The sequence below is a fragment of the Leifsonia aquatica genome, from assembly GCF_014190775.1.
GTDB lineage: Bacteria > Actinomycetota > Actinomycetes > Actinomycetales > Microbacteriaceae > Leifsonia > Leifsonia aquatica.
The window spans coordinates 257,272-274,542 of the sequence record NZ_JACHVP010000002.1; the positions used below are offsets into that span (position 1 = coordinate 257,272).

General features: G+C 72.3%; 20 protein-coding genes. 11 read left to right on the plus strand and 9 right to left on the minus strand.

Annotated elements, in window-relative coordinates; genetic code table 11:
• Positions 1 to 33 precede the first annotated feature (33 nt).
• Entirely contained in the window at positions 34 to 708 is a 675-nt protein-coding gene (locus tag FHX33_RS11065) for an NUDIX domain-containing protein (protein WP_051336893.1), read from the plus strand.
• A 19-nt stretch (positions 709 to 727) separates the two neighbouring features.
• Here the strand turns inward: FHX33_RS11065 and FHX33_RS11070 are convergent, their stop codons facing one another.
• From FHX33_RS11070 to FHX33_RS11090, 5 genes are all read right to left on the minus strand, one after another.
• On the minus strand, positions 728 to 2,209 hold the full coding sequence (locus FHX33_RS11070; RefSeq protein ID WP_183428508.1) for an arylsulfotransferase family protein: 1,482 nt from the start codon (positions 2,207 to 2,209) through the stop codon (positions 728 to 730).
• An 83-nt stretch (positions 2,210 to 2,292) separates the two neighbouring features.
• Positions 2,293 to 3,372 (minus strand): hypothetical protein, encoded by a 1,080-nt coding sequence (locus tag FHX33_RS11075; protein WP_246397254.1) that lies wholly within the window; start codon positions 3,370 to 3,372, stop codon positions 2,293 to 2,295.
• A gap of 252 nt (positions 3,373 to 3,624) precedes the next feature.
• Positions 3,625 to 5,313, minus strand: a complete 1,689-nt coding sequence (locus FHX33_RS11080; RefSeq protein ID WP_183428509.1) for a hypothetical protein — start codon at positions 5,311 to 5,313, stop codon at positions 3,625 to 3,627.
• Positions 5,310 to 5,978 (minus strand): response regulator transcription factor, encoded by a 669-nt coding sequence (locus FHX33_RS11085; protein ID WP_021765789.1) that lies wholly within the window; start codon positions 5,976 to 5,978, stop codon positions 5,310 to 5,312. The genes FHX33_RS11080 and FHX33_RS11085 overlap by 4 nt, the downstream gene beginning before the upstream one ends.
• A gap of 28 nt (positions 5,979 to 6,006) precedes the next feature.
• A complete protein-coding gene (locus tag FHX33_RS11090; protein WP_183428510.1) occupies positions 6,007 to 6,444 on the minus strand; it encodes a YdeI/OmpD-associated family protein in 438 nt (145 codons plus the stop codon).
• A 148-nt stretch (positions 6,445 to 6,592) separates the two neighbouring features.
• Between FHX33_RS11090 and FHX33_RS11095 the strand changes: the two genes are divergently transcribed.
• The 3 genes from FHX33_RS11095 (at position 6,593) to FHX33_RS11105 (ending at position 8,747) form a co-directional block, all read left to right on the plus strand.
• A complete protein-coding gene (locus tag FHX33_RS11095) occupies positions 6,593 to 7,228 on the plus strand; it encodes a hypothetical protein (RefSeq protein ID WP_246397256.1) in 636 nt (211 codons plus the stop codon).
• A gap of 80 nt (positions 7,229 to 7,308) precedes the next feature.
• Positions 7,309 to 8,034 (plus strand): YcnI family copper-binding membrane protein, encoded by a 726-nt coding sequence (locus FHX33_RS11100; protein ID WP_021764995.1) that lies wholly within the window; start codon positions 7,309 to 7,311, stop codon positions 8,032 to 8,034.
• A complete protein-coding gene (locus FHX33_RS11105) occupies positions 8,031 to 8,747 on the plus strand; it encodes a copper resistance CopC family protein (RefSeq protein WP_183428512.1) in 717 nt (238 codons plus the stop codon). Before FHX33_RS11100 ends, FHX33_RS11105 begins: the two co-directional genes overlap by 4 nt.
• 62 nt (positions 8,748 to 8,809) lie before the next feature.
• On the opposite strand, the gene FHX33_RS11110 is transcribed toward FHX33_RS11105, so the two are convergent.
• The gene (locus FHX33_RS11110) at positions 8,810 to 8,986 is read right to left on the minus strand and encodes a hypothetical protein (protein WP_021758421.1); all 177 of its coding nucleotides are present in this window, start codon (positions 8,984 to 8,986) and stop codon (positions 8,810 to 8,812) included.
• A gap of 121 nt (positions 8,987 to 9,107) precedes the next feature.
• Between FHX33_RS11110 and FHX33_RS11115 the strand changes: the two genes are divergently transcribed.
• Both FHX33_RS11115 and FHX33_RS11120 read left to right on the plus strand, forming a co-directional pair.
• Positions 9,108 to 10,295 carry a MarP family serine protease gene (locus FHX33_RS11115; RefSeq protein WP_021758419.1) on the plus strand — a complete coding sequence of 396 codons (1,188 nt, stop codon included), beginning with the start codon at positions 9,108 to 9,110 and terminating at the stop codon, positions 10,293 to 10,295.
• Positions 10,296 to 10,314: 19 nt separating this feature from the next.
• Positions 10,315 to 11,337, plus strand: coding sequence for an NADPH:quinone reductase (locus FHX33_RS11120; protein WP_021758417.1), 1,023 nt, complete (start codon positions 10,315 to 10,317; stop codon positions 11,335 to 11,337).
• On the opposite strand, the gene FHX33_RS11125 is transcribed toward FHX33_RS11120, so the two are convergent.
• On the minus strand, positions 11,321 to 12,595 hold the full coding sequence (locus tag FHX33_RS11125) for an MFS transporter (protein ID WP_183428514.1): 1,275 nt from the start codon (positions 12,593 to 12,595) through the stop codon (positions 11,321 to 11,323). The genes FHX33_RS11120 and FHX33_RS11125 overlap by 17 nt on opposite strands.
• Positions 12,596 to 12,685: 90 nt before the next feature.
• Here FHX33_RS11125 and FHX33_RS11130 point away from each other — a divergent pair, with 90 nt between their 5' ends.
• From FHX33_RS11130 to FHX33_RS11150, 5 genes are read left to right on the plus strand one after another with little or no spacing between them, the layout of a single operon-like run.
• Entirely contained in the window at positions 12,686 to 13,240 is a 555-nt protein-coding gene (locus FHX33_RS11130) for a TetR/AcrR family transcriptional regulator (protein WP_021760319.1), read from the plus strand.
• A gap of 34 nt (positions 13,241 to 13,274) precedes the next feature.
• Positions 13,275 to 13,736 (plus strand): hypothetical protein, encoded by a 462-nt coding sequence (locus FHX33_RS11135; RefSeq protein WP_021760317.1) that lies wholly within the window; start codon positions 13,275 to 13,277, stop codon positions 13,734 to 13,736.
• A gap of 44 nt (positions 13,737 to 13,780) precedes the next feature.
• Positions 13,781 to 14,521, plus strand: coding sequence for an AzlC family ABC transporter permease (locus tag FHX33_RS11140; RefSeq protein ID WP_021760315.1), 741 nt, complete (start codon positions 13,781 to 13,783; stop codon positions 14,519 to 14,521).
• The gene (locus tag FHX33_RS11145; protein WP_021760313.1) at positions 14,518 to 14,823 is read left to right on the plus strand and encodes an AzlD domain-containing protein; all 306 of its coding nucleotides are present in this window, start codon (positions 14,518 to 14,520) and stop codon (positions 14,821 to 14,823) included. The genes FHX33_RS11140 and FHX33_RS11145 overlap by 4 nt, the downstream gene beginning before the upstream one ends.
• A gap of 34 nt (positions 14,824 to 14,857) precedes the next feature.
• Entirely contained in the window at positions 14,858 to 15,253 is a 396-nt protein-coding gene (locus FHX33_RS11150) for a hypothetical protein (protein ID WP_183428515.1), read from the plus strand.
• On the opposite strand, the gene FHX33_RS11155 is transcribed toward FHX33_RS11150, so the two are convergent.
• Together FHX33_RS11155 and FHX33_RS11160 are read right to left on the minus strand one after the other, a co-directional pair.
• The gene (locus FHX33_RS11155; protein ID WP_021765791.1) at positions 15,240 to 15,899 is read right to left on the minus strand and encodes a GntR family transcriptional regulator; all 660 of its coding nucleotides are present in this window, start codon (positions 15,897 to 15,899) and stop codon (positions 15,240 to 15,242) included. The genes FHX33_RS11150 and FHX33_RS11155 overlap by 14 nt on opposite strands.
• Positions 15,900 to 16,173: 274 nt before the next feature.
• Positions 16,174 to 17,268: a substrate-binding domain-containing protein gene (locus FHX33_RS11160; protein ID WP_021763614.1), complete on the minus strand. Its 1,095-nt coding sequence runs from the start codon at positions 17,266 to 17,268 to the stop codon at positions 16,174 to 16,176.
• Between the last annotated feature and the right edge of the window lie 3 nt (positions 17,269 to 17,271).

Here is a 17,271-nt window from a genome sequence, read left to right on the forward strand (position 1 = left end):
CGTGCCGCCTCGGTGCCGGGTAGGCTCGCGAAGGTGAGCGATCAGCAGGATGCACGGGACGAGCGAGTGGGACACGACCGGGCGGACGCCCGAGGGCGCACCGGCCTCCACCTGACCGGGCGCGATCTCGCGGGCAACGCGGACGTGCGCGTGCGCGACGTCGAGGTCACCTCCGACGGCTGGCACGTGCTGCGCCGCACCACCTTCGACTACCGCGGCCGCGACGGCTCCTGGACCACGCAGTCCCGCGAGACCTACGACCGCGGCAACGGAGCCACCGTGCTGCTCTACGACCCCGAGGCGCGCACGGTGCTGCTGACCCGCCAGTTCCGCTTCCCGGTCTACGTCAACGGCCACCCCGACGGGATGCTGGTGGAGGCCGCCGCCGGCCTGCTCGACGGCGACGCGCCCGACGAGGCGATCCGCCGCGAGGCCGCCGAGGAGCTCGGCGTTCGCATCGGCGAGCTCGAGCACCTCTTCGACCTCTACATGAGCCCCGGCTCGGTGACCGAACGCGTCCACTTCTACGCGGCGCCCTACCGCCCGGCCGACATCGACGGCGGCGGCGGAGTGGAGGCCGAGGGCGAGGAGATCGAGCCGGTCGTCGTCCCCTACGACGACGCCCTCGCGATGATCGCCGACGGCCGCATCGCCGACGGCAAGACGGTCATCCTGCTGCAGTGGGCGGCGCTGAACCTGTTCGGCTGAGTCCGCGCGCCGGCCGCGCTCAGACCGTGACGGTCTTCGACGTCCCGAGCACCGTGCCGCCGGCATCCAGGGCCTGCACGGCCACCGTGGCCGCCGCCGGCACGAGCAGCGACGTCTCGAACCCGGAGCGCGTCACCTGACCGACGGCCCTCGGGTCGCCGGTCGTGGCGGCGAGCACGCGCCAGGCGGCCACCTCCGTCGCGCCGTTCCAGCTCGCGTAGACGCGGGCCCCTCCGGACTCCGCCTTCGCCGCGACGTCCGGAGCGGAAGCGGGATGCGCCGCCCACTCGTTGCGCGCCGCCCGGTAGGAGATCGCGCCGAGGGTGGCCTCCCAGACCACATCGCCCGCGGCCGTGAACTCGGTGACGGCCGGGTCGGTGCCCCACCCGACGAGCACGTTCCCGCCCGGAAGGACCTGGGTGCTCCCCATCGCGGTGCCGAGATGGCCGGCGGTGGCGTACTCCTGGGCGAGCGTCGCCGTCTTCGCCGTCTCGTCGACGCGGAACGCGAGTCCGCGGGAGGCCCCTCCGGCGCTGCTCGAGTAGAGATGGTTGTCGAAGAGGGTGATGGTGCCGTCGTCCTGCGCGCGCACATCGTGCTGCCAGGCGAACACCGCGCCATCGGGCACGGCGATGTCGCTCTTCTTGCCGCCGAACCGCCACGCCACCTCTCCGGTCGAACGGTCGATCGCGTAGACGGTGTGCGTGTGCCGGGACGAGACGAGCAGCCGATCGCCGGCGTCGTCGACCGCGTTGAGATGGTACGGATCGAAGGCGCGTCCGGCCGTCGTCCCGTCGTGGCCGGCATCCTGGCTGAGCCCCAGATACGTCTCGGAGACGGGGATGTGGTCGCTGGCCTTCCAGTCCAGCAGCACCGCTCCGGTCGCGACGTCGATCTCCTGCGCCCGGCAGTCGTACATGTAGCCCTGCTTCGGGCCGCCGATGGAGCTGAGGTCGGCCGGGACCGTCTCGTAGACCGTGATGAGCGCGGTGCCGCGATCGGTGAGGTTGAACTCGTGCAGATCCGCATCCAGGCCGCCGCCCGCGGAGACCGTCGCGACCTGCGCGTACGACGTGTCCAGGATGACACCCGTCCCGGCGCCGTGACCGCCCGTGCTCTTCCCGGTCCAGTAGGTGAGCACCGAGGCACCGCCGTACGACTGGACCCGCAGGTCGGTCACGTTGGCCTTCGTCGGCTCGATCCAGACCGGCTCGCCGTCGTCGTCCATGATCAGCCCGTTGAATCCCGACACCTGCTGCGTCACGAACACCAGCCCCGCCGCCGTGGTGCCCGTCTTCACCGTCGACACCGCGGGCACGGTGAGGTCGGTCGAGTGGAAGGTGCGCATCGTCGGACCGGCCGCGGAGGGTGTGGCCGTCGGAGAGGGGTTCGAGCCCGCCGTCGAGCGCGAGGCCACGACGAGCGCGGACGCGATCCCGACTACGACCACACCGCCTCCCGTGATGAGGGCGCGACGGGAGAGGCTCGGGTTCTGGTCCATGCCTTCCACTATCCGCGCAGCGATGGGCAGACTCCAGGTCACGCCTATGAGCGGGCTGTGGACGGCGGCCGGGCGGCCCCCGATCAGTACTTGATCGTGGTGCCCTGCGAGTTGAGGAAGTCGATGTGCACGTGGTTGCACGTGTCGTCGAACGGCTTGAAGTTGTCGAGCGAGATCGAGGCGCGGCAGCCGATCTGACCGAGGCCGGTACCGGCCGGGACGATCGGGTCGAGCAGCTGGATCAGTTCGATGGACTTCGCGTCGCCACCGGTGAGGGGCGAGCCGTTGAGCAGGTAGAAGTCGAGGGCGTGACCGCCGCCGTCGGCGTAGTGCGCCGACTCGGTTCCGGCGCCCTCGATCTGGCCGGTGCAGCGGCGGTTGATGTCCGAGATGCCCACCTGGCTGAAGTGCGCCAGAGCGAAGGAGATGGTCTGCAGCACGCGGTAGTCGATGCCGCAGCCCGGGACGGCCTTGCCCTCCGCCAGGTTCGCGATCTCCGGGAGGTGGTTCGGCGTGGACCCGACGAGCCGGCCCGACGACACGGCGCCCATCAGCTGGATGGCGAGCGCCTGGACGGTCGGCGAGACGGTGGAGTTCATGGTCGAGTCGAGCGCCTGCGGGCTCTCCTGGATGTCCATGCCGTCGCGCGCGACGACCTGGACCGCGTCGGTGTTGCCGCCGGTGAGGGTCTGCACCGCGAGGGCGGTGCGGGCGGTGCCGATGGCCGAGCCCTCGCTGGTGGTCGCGTAGGCCGGCAGCGCGGCGGTGCCGAAGAAGGCGGTCAGGGCGAGCATGACGACGACGTGGAAGCCGCGGCGACGGTGCTCTCCGGGGCGCCCGGTCCCGCGCAGTCGGCGGGCGACGCCACCGCCGGTGTTCGCGGCCGCGGCGCGCGCGGCGGACTTCTTCGCGACGTCGCGTGGGGCGGTGGTCGGCTTGACGACGATCCGCTCCCGCTTGCGCGGACGCGAGCGCTCCGCCTCGAGACGGGCGCGACGGCTGCCGAAGACCTGTTCCGCGGGCTCCTCCGCTGCGGTCAGGTGCTCACCGCGGGTGAAGTCCTCGACCGGGTCCGCCGTGAGTTCCGACTGCTGCTCGACGTCCACAACGAGGGGTGCGCGAGATCCGCGGCGGGGCCGCGTGGAGGCAGTGGAACGGGGCAAGCTGGTCTTCCTGTGGGGCAGGGGGCGGGGGCGTACCCGATCCTTTCTACCCCATTTCGCCTGAACGTTCTATCAATGCAGACGAATGGATTCCGGATTCTTTCGCGCAGGCCCGCTGCTGGGGCGCATCCCGCGCGTTCGGGTCGCGCAGAAGCGCCCCGGCTTTCCGTACACGGATGCGGGGCTCCGACCGACAGAATCTAACCCCGCCCGACGGGCATCCCCGGCCCGGGTACGGCTGGTACGACGGGATCAGGGGACGACGACGGCGAGCTCGACCCGCCCGTCGAGCTCCCTCAGCTCCACCGTCCCCTGCTCGGCGAGCTGCCGGAGACCGATCCCGGGCGAGGCCGTCGAGAGGGTCCCACCGGAGGACACGACGACGGCGACCCCCGCGGGGGATGCAGAGCGGACGTCCAGGGTCACCGGGCCGCCGTCGCCGTGGCGGACGGCATTGGCGAGTCCCTCCGAGATGGCGTCGACCACGGCCTCGCAGCGCGCCGGCTCGCGCAGGCGGTCCCAGGCGTCCGGCGCCACGCTCGCCTGCAGCGCGATGGCCGACCGCCAGCTCTCCACGAGCGCGCGCACGCGGGTCTCTGGATCGGGCGCGGCCGGCGGGGCGAGCAGCTCCGTGCGGATGCGGTCGACCACGCTCCGCAGCTCGCCCGACGCGTCGTCCCCGCCTCCCGCGCCGAGTGCCAGAGCGGCCGCGATCAGCTCGGACTGCACGCCCGAGTGGAGCACGCGGGCGAAGGCGGCGCGCTGGTGGTCGTAGTCGGCGCGCAGCCGTGCGGCGTCGAACACGCTCGCCTGCACGGCGGCCTCGAGCCCCTGCTGGTCGAGCCGGATGCGCGCCGAGAGCGAGACGACCAGCGCCACGCCGAGGGCGATCAGGGGGTAGGTGCCCGCCTCGAACCAGATGAAGTGGGGGTGCAGTCCCTGCACCCGGATGGCCGCATCTGTCGTCAATGACAGCGCCACTCCGACGACGAGGTACCCGGCGACGAGGACGATCCCCCGATACGGCCGGGCCGTGCGCTCGGCGACGCGGGAGACCACGAGGTTGCCCGCCCCGACGACGACCAGGCCGCCCACGACGGCCGGCAGGCACTGCAGCGGCCCGTACTGCGACAGCCCGAACGGCGTGACGAGCGCTGCGAAGAGCACGGCGAGCAGGAGGGGCGGCGCGGGCTGCATCCCGCCCAGCACGGAGCCGACCCAGTCGCGCCACCGCACCGGCAGGGCCTCGGCGTCACCCGCCGGCGCGGTGTCGTCGTTCTCGTACAGCCAGTGGCTGACCGGCCGCACGACGTCCGTCGCGAGCCCGCGCAGCACGCGGGCAGCCTCGCGCGGCGGCAGCGGTGCGTCGGCGATCGCGGCTGCGCGCTCGATCTCGGCGAGCACGTCGTCGACGGCCGCGTGCCGGAGGCTGCTGACGCGCAGGGCCGCGCGTTCCGCGTCGAGCTCGGACGCGCGCTGTGCCGCGCGCAGACGCCGGTAGACGCCGAGATGGTCGCGCACGAGGTCGACCGCGACGGCGATGAGGGTGAAGATCGTCACGGTCGTGACGACGTTGATGCCGATCCGGCCGCCGAGGTCGCCCGTCTCGACCGTGATGTCGAGCACCCGCCCGACCCCGAGGAAGATCAGGGGCCGCAGCACCCCGATGGCGGCGAACAGCACGAACACGGTGACGACGCGGATCCGCGGCGGCGTGACCCGCAGCACGCCCCAGCCCGCGGCGAGCAGCAGCCCGACGACGACGTGCTGGGTGATCGAGAGGGCCAGCACGGCGCCCGGACCGCCGCGCACGTACTGGAGCCCCGACATGACGGTCAGCGCGAAGGGCGCCGTGATCGCCCAGGTCCAGACGGTGATGGCCGACCGGCCCGTGGCCCGCGCGAGCAGCCGGCGTGCGCGCACCTGGGCGAGGCCGGTCATAGGCCGGACGTAGGATCGCCGAAGGTCGTGACGTACAGCGTGGCCGCCGCGACCCGGGGCGTCGTGCTCTCCCCCGCCGAGAGGCCGAGGGCGTGGAAGACGCGTTCGACGCTCTTCTCGACCGCCCGCACGGAGATGCCGCGACGGCGGGCGATCTCGGCGTTGGTGAGCCCTGCGGCCAGCAGCCGCGCGGTCTCGAGCTGGGCCTCGCTGAGACGGAGCAGCGCGTCGCGGCGCTGGCTCCCGGGCCGGTCGTGCGAAACGGGACGGTCGGCGAGCACGGCCTCGGCGGCATCCACCAGTTCGTCGACGGACTCCACGGCGGACTTGTTGACGTACGAAGCGTCCGCGACGGTGTCCTTGGCGCGGGCGGCGGCGGCCTCGCGCGACAGGTTGCTCAGGAAGAGGACGGCGACGTGGGGCGCACGCTCCCGGACGATGGTCGCGAGCTCGACGCCGTTCGGGCGCTCCCCCAGGTCGATGTCGGTGACGAGGAGGTCGGGGTCGGCCTGGTCGAGGGCCGCGAGCGCCTCCGGAGCCGACGCGGCGGCAGTCGCCTCGAACCCCCGCTGACGGAACGCGTCGGCGACCAGGGAGCGCATGAGGGCGTGGTCCTCCACCACAAGCACCCGCCTGCTCCACACGCCCTTGCTCTCCTCGGCCATCCAGCACAGGATAACCGGCGCGCGGCGCTCAGCCGGCGAGTTCCTCCAGCACCTTGGCGACGCGGCGCGCGCGGGTCTCCGCGGCCTTGGCGCCCTCGACCGCGAGCACGTGGCGCTTGCGGTTGCTGACCGACAGGGCGTCGAACCGCTCGCGCGCGCCGGGCACCGCGGCGAGCGCCGCCGCCAGATCCTCCGGCACCTCCACCGTGCGCGGCTGGTCGTCGCGGACGAGGTCGACCTCGACGTCGTCGCCCGCCGCGATGCCGGCCCGGGTGCGGATGTCGGCGCTGACCGGGAGCTTCGCCTGACCGGCACGCATCGCGATCGTGCTCGGGTACTCGACCCCGGCGACGGTCGCCCGCACGGGGATGCGACCCCCTCCGCCGAGGGCCTCCACCACCTCGGGCGGGACGACGATCCCGGTCGCGGTCGCGCCGTCCAGCTGCAGCACTGCTCGGAATGTCATCCGGCCACCTCCACGATCCGCACGATACTGCGGCCGCGGCCCGCGCCGCCAGACCGCGATGGCGGCGGCGATCCGTTCCCTAGACTGGTTCCGAATGCCCCATGACCGACGAGGGCGGCCCGCGAGGGCGACGAGTGAGGACGGGCCGATGGGATCGAGGCCGGCACGCGCGATGCGCGGCACGCTCGCGTCCGCCGTCGCGATCTTCGTCGCCGCCCTCTTCCACGTCGCCGGCGGCGGCGCGGCGCCCGGCATCGTGCCGGTGGCGCTCAGCCTCGCGTTCGCCACTCTTGCCTCCATCGCGCTCACGTCGCGGCGGCTCTCGCTCTGGCGGCTAACCGTCTCGGTCGTGCTGAGCCAGTTCCTCTTCCACGCGCTGTTCAGCCTGGGCGACGGGACGGCGCGGTTCGTCGGCGCGGACGGCACGTCGGCGCTCGGGCACCTGCACACCGGCGCGCACCTCACGATGACCGGTGCGGCCATGCCCGCCTCACACAGCGACCCCGCCTCCCCCTCGATGTGGCTGACGCACGCGACGGCCGTGCTCGTCACCGTCGTCGCGCTCCGACTCGGCGAGCGCGCGTTCTGGGGCCTCTTCGCGACGGCCCGCGTCGGCGTCCTGCGCTTCGCCGCCCTGGTCGCGGGAGCCACGCCCATCCCCGTCCGCGTCGTCGCGGTCGTCTCCGCCGTCGCCGCGGCCGAGCCGGCCCGCCTGCGCGACCTCGGTCTCCCCCTCGCCCGGCTGCGGCACCGCGGTCCTCCGGCGCTCGTCAGCGCGTTCTGACGGGCGTCCCGGTCGCGATCGGGGTCGTCCGCGTGCGCGCACGCGCATCCGACGAACCTGCACCGTACCTAAGGACCCTCATGAAGAAGACGACCTTCGCCGCCTCCGTCGCGGCGACCTCCACCGCCCTCCTGCTGCTCGCCGCGCCGCTCGCGGCCAGCGCGCACGTGCACGTCACCCCCGACGCGGCGACCCCCGGCAGCTACGCCACCCTCACGTTCAAGGTGCCCACCGAGTCCGCGACCGCGGGCACGGTGAAGCTCGTGGTCGACCTGCCGACCGAGACGCCGTTCACGTCGGTCAGCTACCAGCCGATCCCGGGATGGTCGACCTCCGTCGACACCGAGACGCTCGCGAAGCCGGTGAAGACCGACGACGGCACCATCACCCAGGCCCCGGTGCGCATCACCTGGACGGCCGACAGCGGCACCCAGATCGCGCCCGGGCAGTTCCAGGAGTTCACCATCTCGGCGGGCGCCGTGCCCGACACCGGCTCGATCCTGCTCCCGACCCACCAGTACTACTCGGACGGCAGCGTCGTGAACTGGGCGGAGGCGACCCCCGCCTCGGGCACGGAGCCGGAGCACCCGGCGCCCACGCTCTACGTCAACACCCCGGCACCCGGCGAGGACGGCGGCACGATGACGACCCAGGTCGTCACGAGCACCGAGACACCGGCGCCCGCTGCCGGCACGACCGCGACCGCCGTCTCGATCGGGCTCGGGATCGGCGGCCTCGCGCTCGGCGCGATCGCCCTCGTGATCTCGGTGCTGGCGCTCGTGCGCCGGGGTAAGGTGCGGGCATGATGCGCCGCGCCCTCGCCGCGACGGCCGGCCTCGCCGCCGCCGTCGCGCTCGCCCTGCTCCCCGCCGTCGCCGCCTCGGCCCACGACTACCTCGTGAGCAGCGACCCGGCGGCGGACTCGACGGTCACGGCGCCGCCGAGCATGGTGACGCTGACCTTCAACGACCGGGTGCTCGACCTGGCCGGCGACGGCTCCAGCACGCTGCTGACGGTCACCGGGCCCGACGCGGCTACACGCCACTTCGAGACGGGCTGCGCGACGGTCGCGGACGTCAACGTGTCTGCGCCGGTCGCCCTGGGCGGCGCGGGGTCGTACACGGTGACGTACCAGATCGTGTCGGCCGACGGCCACACGGTCTCGAACTCGTACGCGTTCGCCTACCAGCCGCCCGCGGGCGCCACGGAGGCGGCGGGCAGCGAGAAAACCCCGTGCGGTGCAGCAGCGGGAGGCTCGGGCACGGACACCCCGGCGGCCTCCGATCCGGCGACCCCGGAGGCGACCGCCGGCGGTTCGGAGCCGCTCGTCACAGCCTCCACGCCGCAGCCCACCGCGGCGGCGAACGACTCGGGGCTCGGACTGGTCATCGGGATCGCGGTCGCGATCGTCGTGCTGGCCATCATCGGCGTCGTCATCGTCATCCTGACCGCCCGGCGCAAGCCCCCGGCGGCTGAGGCGGCGGCCGACGCCGACGCGAACACTCCGCCGTCCAGTTGACGCAACACGCCGCGCGGTCGTCTGACCGCGCGGCGTGTCTCGTCCGATAGGTGCGGTCCGGCTCAGTCGGGAGCACCGCCCGAGGCGGTGTCCTCCTCGGTCTCGGCGTCGTGGTGGCTCTGCTGCGACGGCTCCGCGCCGTCCGGCAGCTCGCCGTGCTCGCCGTCGTGGGCCGTCAGGTCTGCGCTCGTCATCTCCCGCTCTCCGGGGTCGAGGTCTCCGCGCTGCTCGTCGCTCATGTCCGTTCCTCTCGCTCTCTGAGCCTCGGACGGTAGGCCCCGGGTGGCTCGGAGGCAAGGGCCAGAGGATGCTCACCCGGGGTTGAGGCTCCGCACAGCCTGGTGCGGCATCGTAAGGCGCGTGGAGATCGTGGTCGACGTCGTGCTTCTGGTGCTCGGCGTGCTGGCCGTCGTCGCCGGGTACACCAACGGCGCCATCCGCGCGGCCGGCTCCCTGGTCGGTCTCGGCTGCGGCGTCGCGCTGGGCCTCTTCCTCGCCCCGACCGTCGTCGGCTGGGGCGTCTCGTACGGACTCACCGGTGTCACGCAGCGATCGATCGTGGCCGGTGTCGTCATCCTGGTCTGCGCGGGCGTCGTCTACGCCATCGCCGGGGGCATCGCCGCCCTGCTCGGCAAGGTGCTCCGGCGCGGCCCGATCCGCTGGCTCGATTCGCTGATCGGCGCGGTGCTCGGCCTCGCGACCTGGGCGGTCGTGGTGTGGCTGGTCGCCGGTTTCGCCATGTCGACGAGCCTCGCGACCGTCGTCCAGGCCGCGAACTCGTCCCGCGTCGTCGCCACCCTCAACGGCATCGCCCCGCTCCCCGCCTCGACGGTGCTCGGAGCGATGGATGATGCGCTCGCCAGCGCCGGACTGCCGAAGGTCTTCGAGGGCGAGGAGTCGATCAAGACCATCGCGGCGCCCGATGCCTCCGTTCCGGCGGACATCGCGAAGTCCGAGCAGTCCGTGGTGACCGTGCTCGCCTCCAAGCCCGCGTGCGGTGTCGACTCCGAGGGCAGCGGCTGGGTGGTGCAGCGCGGCCGCGTCGTCACGAACGCGCACGTCGTGGCCGGCGCCTCCTCGATCGTCGTCCGGGAGGCCGGGAGCAACACGCTGGACCGCGCGACGCTGGTGGCCTTCGACCCCTCCCGCGATCTCGCGGTGCTCGACGTGACCGGGCTCGGCGCTCCCGCGCTCGACATCGGCCAGGACCTCACGTCCGGCGCGCAGGCGTACGCGGTCGGCTACCCGGGAAACGGACCCTTCACCGTGAGCCCGCAGCGCGTGCGCGACCAGCTCGTCGCCCGCGGCACCGACATCTATCAGAGCGGATCCGTGGAGCGCGAGATCTACTCGCTCCGCGGCACCATCCGCCCCGGCAACTCCGGTGGCCCCCTCCTCGACTCGGCGGGGGATGTGGTCGGCGTCGTGTTCGCCCGGTCGACCGTCGACCCCGACACCGGGTACGCGCTCGCCCTGTCCGAGCTGCGGCCGGTGCTCTCCTCCGTCGGCAGCGCACCGATCAGTTCCGGGGCGTGCTCTGCGGGCTGACCCGTGGTTGGCTAGGGGCATGCAGGCTGTCACGTACTCCTCCACCGGCGACTCCGACGTGCTCGTGCTCGGCGAGCGGGAGGAGCCGCACGCCGGCCCCGGCCAGGTGCGCGTGCGCATCCACGTCTCCGGGGTGAACCCGACGGACTGGAAGTCGCGGCGCGGCAGCGGCGACAAGGCCCCGCTTCCCCGACCGCAGGTTCCGAACCAGGACGGAGCCGGCGTCGTCGACGAGGTCGGCGACGGTGTGACCTCGGTGCGCGCCGGCGACCGCGTCTGGGTGTGGGACGCGGCGTACCAGCGCCCGGACGGCACCGCGCAGGAGCTCGTCGTGCTGCCCGAGCGCCAGGTCGTCGCCCTGCCGGACGAGGTCGGCTTCGACGTGGGAGCCAGCCTCGGCATCCCGGCGCTGACGGCGCATCGCGCGCTGACGTCGTACGAGCACGCACCCACCGAGCTCTCCCGCGGCAGTCTCGAGGGCCGCACGGTCCTCGTGGCCGGTGGCGCCGGAGCCGTCGGCCACGCCGCCATCCAGCTGGCCGTGTGGGCCGGCGCGACCGTGGTCTCGACCGTGAGCAGTCACGACAAGGCCGAGCTCGCCCGCGCGGCGGGTGCCCACCACGTCGTCAACTACACGGACCCGGACACGGCCCAGGCGATCGGTGCGCTGGCTCCGCGCGGCGTCGACATCGTGGTGGAGGTCAACCCGGCCGCCAACGCCGAGCTCGACGTTCGCGTGGCGGCCACCGGCGCCACGATCGCGGTCTACGCGGACACCCCCGGCGAGTCCGAGGTGAGCGTCCCCGTCCGCCCCAGCATGTCGAAGAACCTGCGCTGGCAGTTCGTGCTGACCTACACGACGTCGGCGGATGTGAAGGACGCCGCAGTGCGCGCCGTGGCGGCCGCGGTCGCCGACGGCGCGCTGCCGGTCGGCGTCGAGCACGGCCTACCGCTCACCCGCTTCCCGCTGGCCGAGACGGCCGCCGCCCACGACGCCGTCGAGGGCGGCATCGTGGGCAAGGTGCTCATCGACCTGGTGTGAGCTCCCGCCGCACGCGCGCCGCCTGCACCACCAGGGCCACGATGGCGGCCGCCGCGATCGCGACCGCGTAGCCGAGCACCGTCGGCAGCAGACCGACGGTGGCGATCAGTTCGCCGGCGACCAGCGCGGGCACGCCGTACGCGAGGTAGCTGACGAGGAAGATCCCGGCGAACAGCTCCGCCCGCTTGTCGTTCGGGGCCAGCGGGGCCAGGATGCGGAGCATCGCGGAGAAGCCGGCGCCGAATCCCGCGCCCGCCACGGTCGCGCCGGCGAACAGCAGGGGCAGGATCGCCGCGGCGATCCCCGCGCCCGCCAGCACGATCCCGGCGACGATCGCGGCCATCGCCCACACCGTGGTGCGTCGAGCGGGCGCGCGGGTGAGTGCCAGGCCCGCGACCGCGCCGACCGCGGGCGGCACCGCGACGATGGCGCCGTTGAGCAGGCCGCTGTCGAGGTGGAAGACGCCGTGGAGGATGGAGGGCGAGAGCCCGATGAACAGCCCGGCCAGCATCCACGTGGCGAGGAAGAGCGGGATCGCCCCGACGAACTCGCCCCGTGCGGCGCGCGGGATCACGAGCCGCGGCACGAGCGACCGCACCGCTCCGGGGCGGCGACGGACCGTCTCGGGCGAGGCCGCGACCACGACGATGCCGGCGGCGAAGAGCAGGGCCAGCGTCACGAAGACGAGCACCGTCGGCGCGGAGGCGAACTGCACGGCCAGGCCGGTGAAGAAGGCACCGAGCGCGATCCCGCCGACCGGCGCGGTGCTGCCGATGGTGGCCCCGAGCTTCTTCTGCTTCTCGGGCGCCAGCTCGACCAGTGCGGCCGTGAAGGTGCTCATGGCGGCGCCGGTCGCCACGCCCTGCACGGAGCGCGCCGCGATGATCCAGCCGATGTCGGTCGCGAACAGGAACATCAGCATCGCCACGACTTGGAGCGCCAGTGCGCCGATCAGGACGGGACGGCGACCGATGTGGTCGGAGAGCGATCCCGCCACCAGGAGGGTGATGAGGAGCGTGACCGCGTAGATCGCGAAGGCGACCGTCAGCAGCCACGGCGCGAAACCCCACTCCTGCTCGTAGAGCACGAAGAGGGGGCTCGGGGCACCCACGGCGAGCGCGACCGCCACGAACGCCAGGGCCGTGCCCGCGAACGCCGCGACCGGCCGCAGCCGGAACCCACGACCGGAGGTGCGCACCGCGCCCGGGACGGCGGCGGTGGAGCCGGTTGCGCAGAGCTCATCCGCTGTGGTCGTCATGACTGCCTCCTTAAAGCAAATACCGTTGCTTTAGTGGACTCTAGGGCCTCGTTCGAGTTAAAGCAACAGGATTTGCTTTAAGCTATTCCCATGTCCGATTCCACGATCGACGAGGCCACCTCCAAGCGCACGGGCGGTCGCAGCGCCGCCGTCATCCACAACGTGCGCACCGCGGTCGAGGAGCTCGTGAAGGAGAAGGGCCGCGAGCGCGTCACCGTGCCGATGATCGCCGAGCGCGCGGGCGTCAACCCGACAAGCATCTACCGCCGCTGGGGCGACCTTCCCACGCTCATCAACGACATCGTGACCTACCAGCTCGATCCCGAGCGGCCGATCGCACAGACGGACAGCCTCCACGACGACCTGGCCGGCTGGGCGCGCGAGATCGCCGCCCACTACCGCAAGCCGGTCAACGCCGCCCTGCTCCGCGGCGGGGCCTCCAGCGCGGGCGAGCGCCAGTCCGACTGCCTCCGCAACCGCCGCGCGGAGGCGGGGATGCTGCTGGCACGCCACCCCGACGCCACGATCACCGTCGACGACATCGTCGATGTCGTCGTCGCGCCGATCGTCTACCGGACGATCTTCCTGCCCTGGACCCTCGACGACAGCACCGCCGACGGACTCGTCGCCCGCCTCTTCCGGTAGTCCTCCGCGCGCACGATATCGGTAGAGTGCGGTCATGATCCCCTGGGGCAGAGGCGGCATCGCGGCTTTCGCGGCGACTGCAGCCCTGCTCGCGGTCACGGGATGCGCCTCCGCCTCCATCGCCGAGAGCTCCTACCCCGGGCTACCGGAGGACGCCGCTCCGCTGGCCACCGTCGCTCCGGAATCGGGCGCGATCGACCTGCCCGACCCGGATCTCGGTCCTCGAGTGCAGTGGGCGACGGAACCCGGCCTGCTGGCGATCTCACTGTGGGGCAGTTCGAGCTGCCCGCCCGAGCCGACGGGGCTGCGCGAGCTCCGACGTGACCGCGTGGAGATCACGGTCGACCGTCGTGAAAGCCCGTTCGGAGTGTGCACGGCCGATCTGGCCCTGGTCACGCACGAGGTGCGGGTACCGGGAGCGGAATCGCTCACCGGTGAGTTGACGGTCGTCGTCGGCGACAGAGAGTTCGCCGTCGGGGGCCGACCCGGGCGCTAGACATCCGACCGTCGCCCGATCCGTCGGCGCGCTAGTCTCGCAGGATGGCCGACGACCGCTCCCCCGAGGTCCGGGCCGCAGCGCGCTCCGGCTGGGCCGTGGGGCTCGCGACGGCGGCGTACGGGATCTCGTTCGGGGCCCTCGCCACGGCGTCCGGTCTCGACGTCTGGCAGGCCTGCGTGCTGAGCCTGCTGATGTTCAGCGGCGGGTCGCAGTTCGCGTTGATCGGCGTCCTCGCCTCGGGCGGCACCGCTGCCGGCGGGACCGCCATCGCGAGCGCGGCCCTGCTGGGCGTGCGCAACTCCTTCTACGCCCTCCGGCTCTCCCGGATCATCGACCGCGGTCTCTGGCGCCGCACCGCGGCCGTGCAGCTCACGATCGACGAGTCGACGGCGGTCGCGACGGCGCAGACCGATCCCCGGGCCCAGCGCGTGGGCTTCTGGGTCACCGGCCTGGTCGTCTACATCGGCTGGAACCTGACCACCCTCGCCGGCGCCCTGCTCGGCAACCTCATCGGCGACGTGCGAGCCTACGGGTTGGATGCCGCTGCCGCAGCGGCCTTCCTCGGCCTCCTCTGGCCGCGGCTCAAGGCACGTCAGACGCAGGCGGTCGCGGTCGCCGCCGGCTTCGTCGCCACCCTGTTGACCCCGTTCATCCTGCCGGGCCTCCCCGTGCTCGCCGCCGCGGCGGTGGCGATCATCGTCGGCGTGCTCAACCTGTTCGGGAGGCGCGATGATCCGCCGCATCCCGAGGCCATCCCGATGGAACGGGAGGTCGAGCCGTGACCACCTGGAACATCATCCTGCTCGCGTCCATCGCCGTGCTCGCCCTCAAGGCGGTGGGGTGGCTGGTTCCGCCCAAGGCGCTCGACCACCCGACCGTCGCGCGCGTCAGCGACCTGCTGACGGCGGCACTCCTCGCGGCGCTCATCGCGGTGCAGACCTTCGGCGCCGGCCAATCGCTGCAGCTCGACGCACGCCTGCCCGCCGTCGCGATCGCCGCCGGCCTCTACGCCCTGCGCGTGCCGTTCATCGTGGTCGTGCCGGCGGCCGCCGTCGTCGCGGCCCTCATCCGCCTCTTCACCTGAGGCCGGTGTCGGGGGCGTTTCGTACAGTTTCGCCGTGACCGCATCCTGGCATCCCGTGGCGAACGCCCACCCCACCGAGTGGGTGCTGCGGCAGGGTGCGGCAGGGATGGCGTACGCGGTGGTGCGCCGCTTCGCGTTCGGGGACCCCGGACGGCCGGAGGTGTGGTTCCGCGTCGTCACCTGGGCCGCCGCGTCGGCGGAACGGGAGCTGATCGGCTGGTGCCGCACGCTCGAGGCGGCTGCGAAGGTGGCGTGGGACTACCGCTGCGCCTCCGAGTCGTGGCGGCACCACATGGCGTCGCGGCGGGTCGATGCTGCGACCATGGCCGCGCAGCGCCCGCGCGCAGCGGAACTGGTGCGGTTCTACCGGGCGGCGATGCGCCGCACCGAGGCGGCGACGGCGCAGCGCGCGCCCGTCAACGCGCGGTGACCGTCCGCTCCGCATCGTCGAGCACGCTCTCGATGATCGTGCCCGCCCGGTCGTCGTGCGCGCAGAGCGCCGCGGCGAACGCGAGCACCCGCTCCCGCGACAGCACGTCCGCGGCGCACGGTGCGAGGCGGAGGTAGCGCAGCACGCGGAGGTGGACCGTGTCCACCGCCTCGACGAGCACGCCGTTGGGCAGCGCGTCGAGCACGACCTGCACGATGCGGACGAACACGTCGACCGGGTTCTGGTCGGGATCGCGGTCGAGCCGCCCGGCGAGCAGCCCCACTTCGAGTTCGGCGTCGGCGTCCAGGCCGGCCATGCCCGCACGGATGGCGTCCGGGTAGAGCTGCCGGAGCACCTGGATCGCATCGGCGGCCTCCGCTCCTTCGAGGGGCGCCACGATCGTGTACCGGTTGGGCGAGGTCTGGACGAGGCCGATGCTGCCGAGCTTGCCGAGCGCCTCGCGGACCGGCGTGCGGGACACACGCATCCAGGCCGTGAGTTCGGCGTCCTTCAGGCGGGAGCCGGGTTCCAGGGAGCCGTCCATGATGCGTTCCAGCAGCAGCTCGAACACGTCGTTGCGCAGCAGCCTCCGATCGGCGGAGCGGTTCGGAGCGGGGTGGTGGTCGGTGATGCTGTCGAGGGTCATGTCGTACTTTCGCCGGGTGAGGGCGGATGGGATGCGGGTACCCTGATATATGTTTAGTTCACCCGGGGTGCTCGCGTCAAAGCAAACTTTTCGGTACGGGTGGACACGGGCCGGAAATCAGTGGAAGCCCCGATGCCCGCCCCGCCGCGGGCTCATAGGGTTGTCACAGGTTTTCGGCCAGGGGGACACATCCAGGGGGATACCGAAAGGGCCGGAGCGACATCGTCGCTCCGGCCCTTCTCGCCTTCCCGCCTCTCGGCGGGCGAGACCGGTGTTACTTGGTCAGCGGCTCCAGGGTCGGGTCGTTGGCGTACGCCTCCGCCGCGTTCTCCTTGGTCACGACGACCGGGGTGAGCAGGTAGGCCGGGACGACCTTCTTGCCGTTGTTGTACGACTTGTCGTCGTTCGTCTTCGGCTTCTCACCCTTCTGCAGCGAGGAGACCATCGCGACGGCCTGCTTCACGAGGTTGCGGGTGTCCTTGTTGATGGTCGAGTACTGCACGCCGGCCATGATCGACTTGACCGACTCGGCCTCCGAGTCCTGTCCGGTCACGACGGGGACGGGCTTGCCCGCACCCTGCACCGAGGTGATGATCGCGCGAGCGAGGGTGTCGTTCGGCGACAGGACGCCGTCGAGCTCGGTCGACGCGTAGTTGGCCGCGAGGAGGTTGTCCATGCGGGTCTGCGCGTTCGCCGGCAGCCAGCCCTGGGTGGCGGTCTGCTTGATGTCGGTCTGACCCGAGACGACCTTCAGGGTGCCGTCGTCGATCTTCGGCTGGAGGATCTTCATCGCGCCGTCGAAGAAGACCTTCGAGTTCGCGTCGTCCGGCGAGCCGGAGAAGAGCTCGATGTTGTAGGTCTTCTTGTCCGGGAAGCGCTTCTTCATCCCGTCGAGGAGGGCCTGCCCCTGCAGCTCGCCGACCTTCTCGTTGTCGTACGCGACGTAGTAGTCGACGTCGTTCGTGTTGAGGATCAGGCGGTCGTAGGCGATGACCACGGCGCCGGCGTCGTGCGCGGCCTTGGCCTGGGCGGCCAGCTGGCCACCGTCGACGGCGCCGATGATGACGACCTTCGCGCCGTTGGTGATCATCGACTGGATCTGCGACTGCTGGTCGGCGACGGCGCCCGAGGCACCGGCGTACTGCACGTCGCCCTTGAAGCCGGCGTCCTTGAGGTCGTTGGTGAAGAGGTCACCGGCGAGCACCCAGTTCTCCGACGTCTTGGTCGGGAGGGCGACGCCGATGGTGGCGCCCTTGTCGAAGCCGGCAGCCGACGACGAGCCGGACGAGCTGTCACGGCTCGAGCAACCCGTCAGGGCGAGCGCGGCGGCAGCTGCGACAGCCACTGTCGCGAGTGCGAATTTGCGCATGGC

What these genes read in the sequence shown, in the direction of transcription:
- FHX33_RS11130 (WP_021760319.1), top strand. Translation starts at nt 12,686, where the DNA reads ATGTCCGATTCCACGATCGACGAGGCCACCTCCAAGCGCACGGGCGGT.
- FHX33_RS11135 (WP_021760317.1), top strand. Translation starts at nt 13,275, where the DNA reads ATGATCCCCTGGGGCAGAGGCGGCATCGCGGCTTTCGCGGCGACTGCA.
- FHX33_RS11160 (WP_021763614.1), bottom strand. Translation starts at nt 17,268, where the DNA reads ATGCGCAAATTCGCACTCGCGACAGTGGCTGTCGCAGCTGCCGCCGCG.
- FHX33_RS11070 (WP_183428508.1), bottom strand. Translation starts at nt 2,209, where the DNA reads ATGGACCAGAACCCGAGCCTCTCCCGTCGCGCCCTCATCACGGGAGGC.
- FHX33_RS11095 (WP_246397256.1), top strand. Translation starts at nt 6,593, where the DNA reads ATGGGATCGAGGCCGGCACGCGCGATGCGCGGCACGCTCGCGTCCGCC.
- FHX33_RS11110 (WP_021758421.1), bottom strand. Translation starts at nt 8,986, where the DNA reads ATGAGCGACGAGCAGCGCGGAGACCTCGACCCCGGAGAGCGGGAGATG.
- FHX33_RS11120 (WP_021758417.1), top strand. Translation starts at nt 10,315, where the DNA reads ATGCAGGCTGTCACGTACTCCTCCACCGGCGACTCCGACGTGCTCGTG.
- FHX33_RS11090 (WP_183428510.1), bottom strand. Translation starts at nt 6,444, where the DNA reads ATGACATTCCGAGCAGTGCTGCAGCTGGACGGCGCGACCGCGACCGGG.
- FHX33_RS11140 (WP_021760315.1), top strand. Translation starts at nt 13,781, where the DNA reads ATGGCCGACGACCGCTCCCCCGAGGTCCGGGCCGCAGCGCGCTCCGGC.
- FHX33_RS11085 (WP_021765789.1), bottom strand. Translation starts at nt 5,978, where the DNA reads ATGGCCGAGGAGAGCAAGGGCGTGTGGAGCAGGCGGGTGCTTGTGGTG.
- FHX33_RS11105 (WP_183428512.1), top strand. Translation starts at nt 8,031, where the DNA reads ATGATGCGCCGCGCCCTCGCCGCGACGGCCGGCCTCGCCGCCGCCGTC.
- FHX33_RS11080 (WP_183428509.1), bottom strand. Translation starts at nt 5,313, where the DNA reads ATGACCGGCCTCGCCCAGGTGCGCGCACGCCGGCTGCTCGCGCGGGCC.
- FHX33_RS11125 (WP_183428514.1), bottom strand. Translation starts at nt 12,595, where the DNA reads ATGACGACCACAGCGGATGAGCTCTGCGCAACCGGCTCCACCGCCGCC.
- FHX33_RS11100 (WP_021764995.1), top strand. Translation starts at nt 7,309, where the DNA reads ATGAAGAAGACGACCTTCGCCGCCTCCGTCGCGGCGACCTCCACCGCC.
- FHX33_RS11155 (WP_021765791.1), bottom strand. Translation starts at nt 15,899, where the DNA reads ATGACCCTCGACAGCATCACCGACCACCACCCCGCTCCGAACCGCTCC.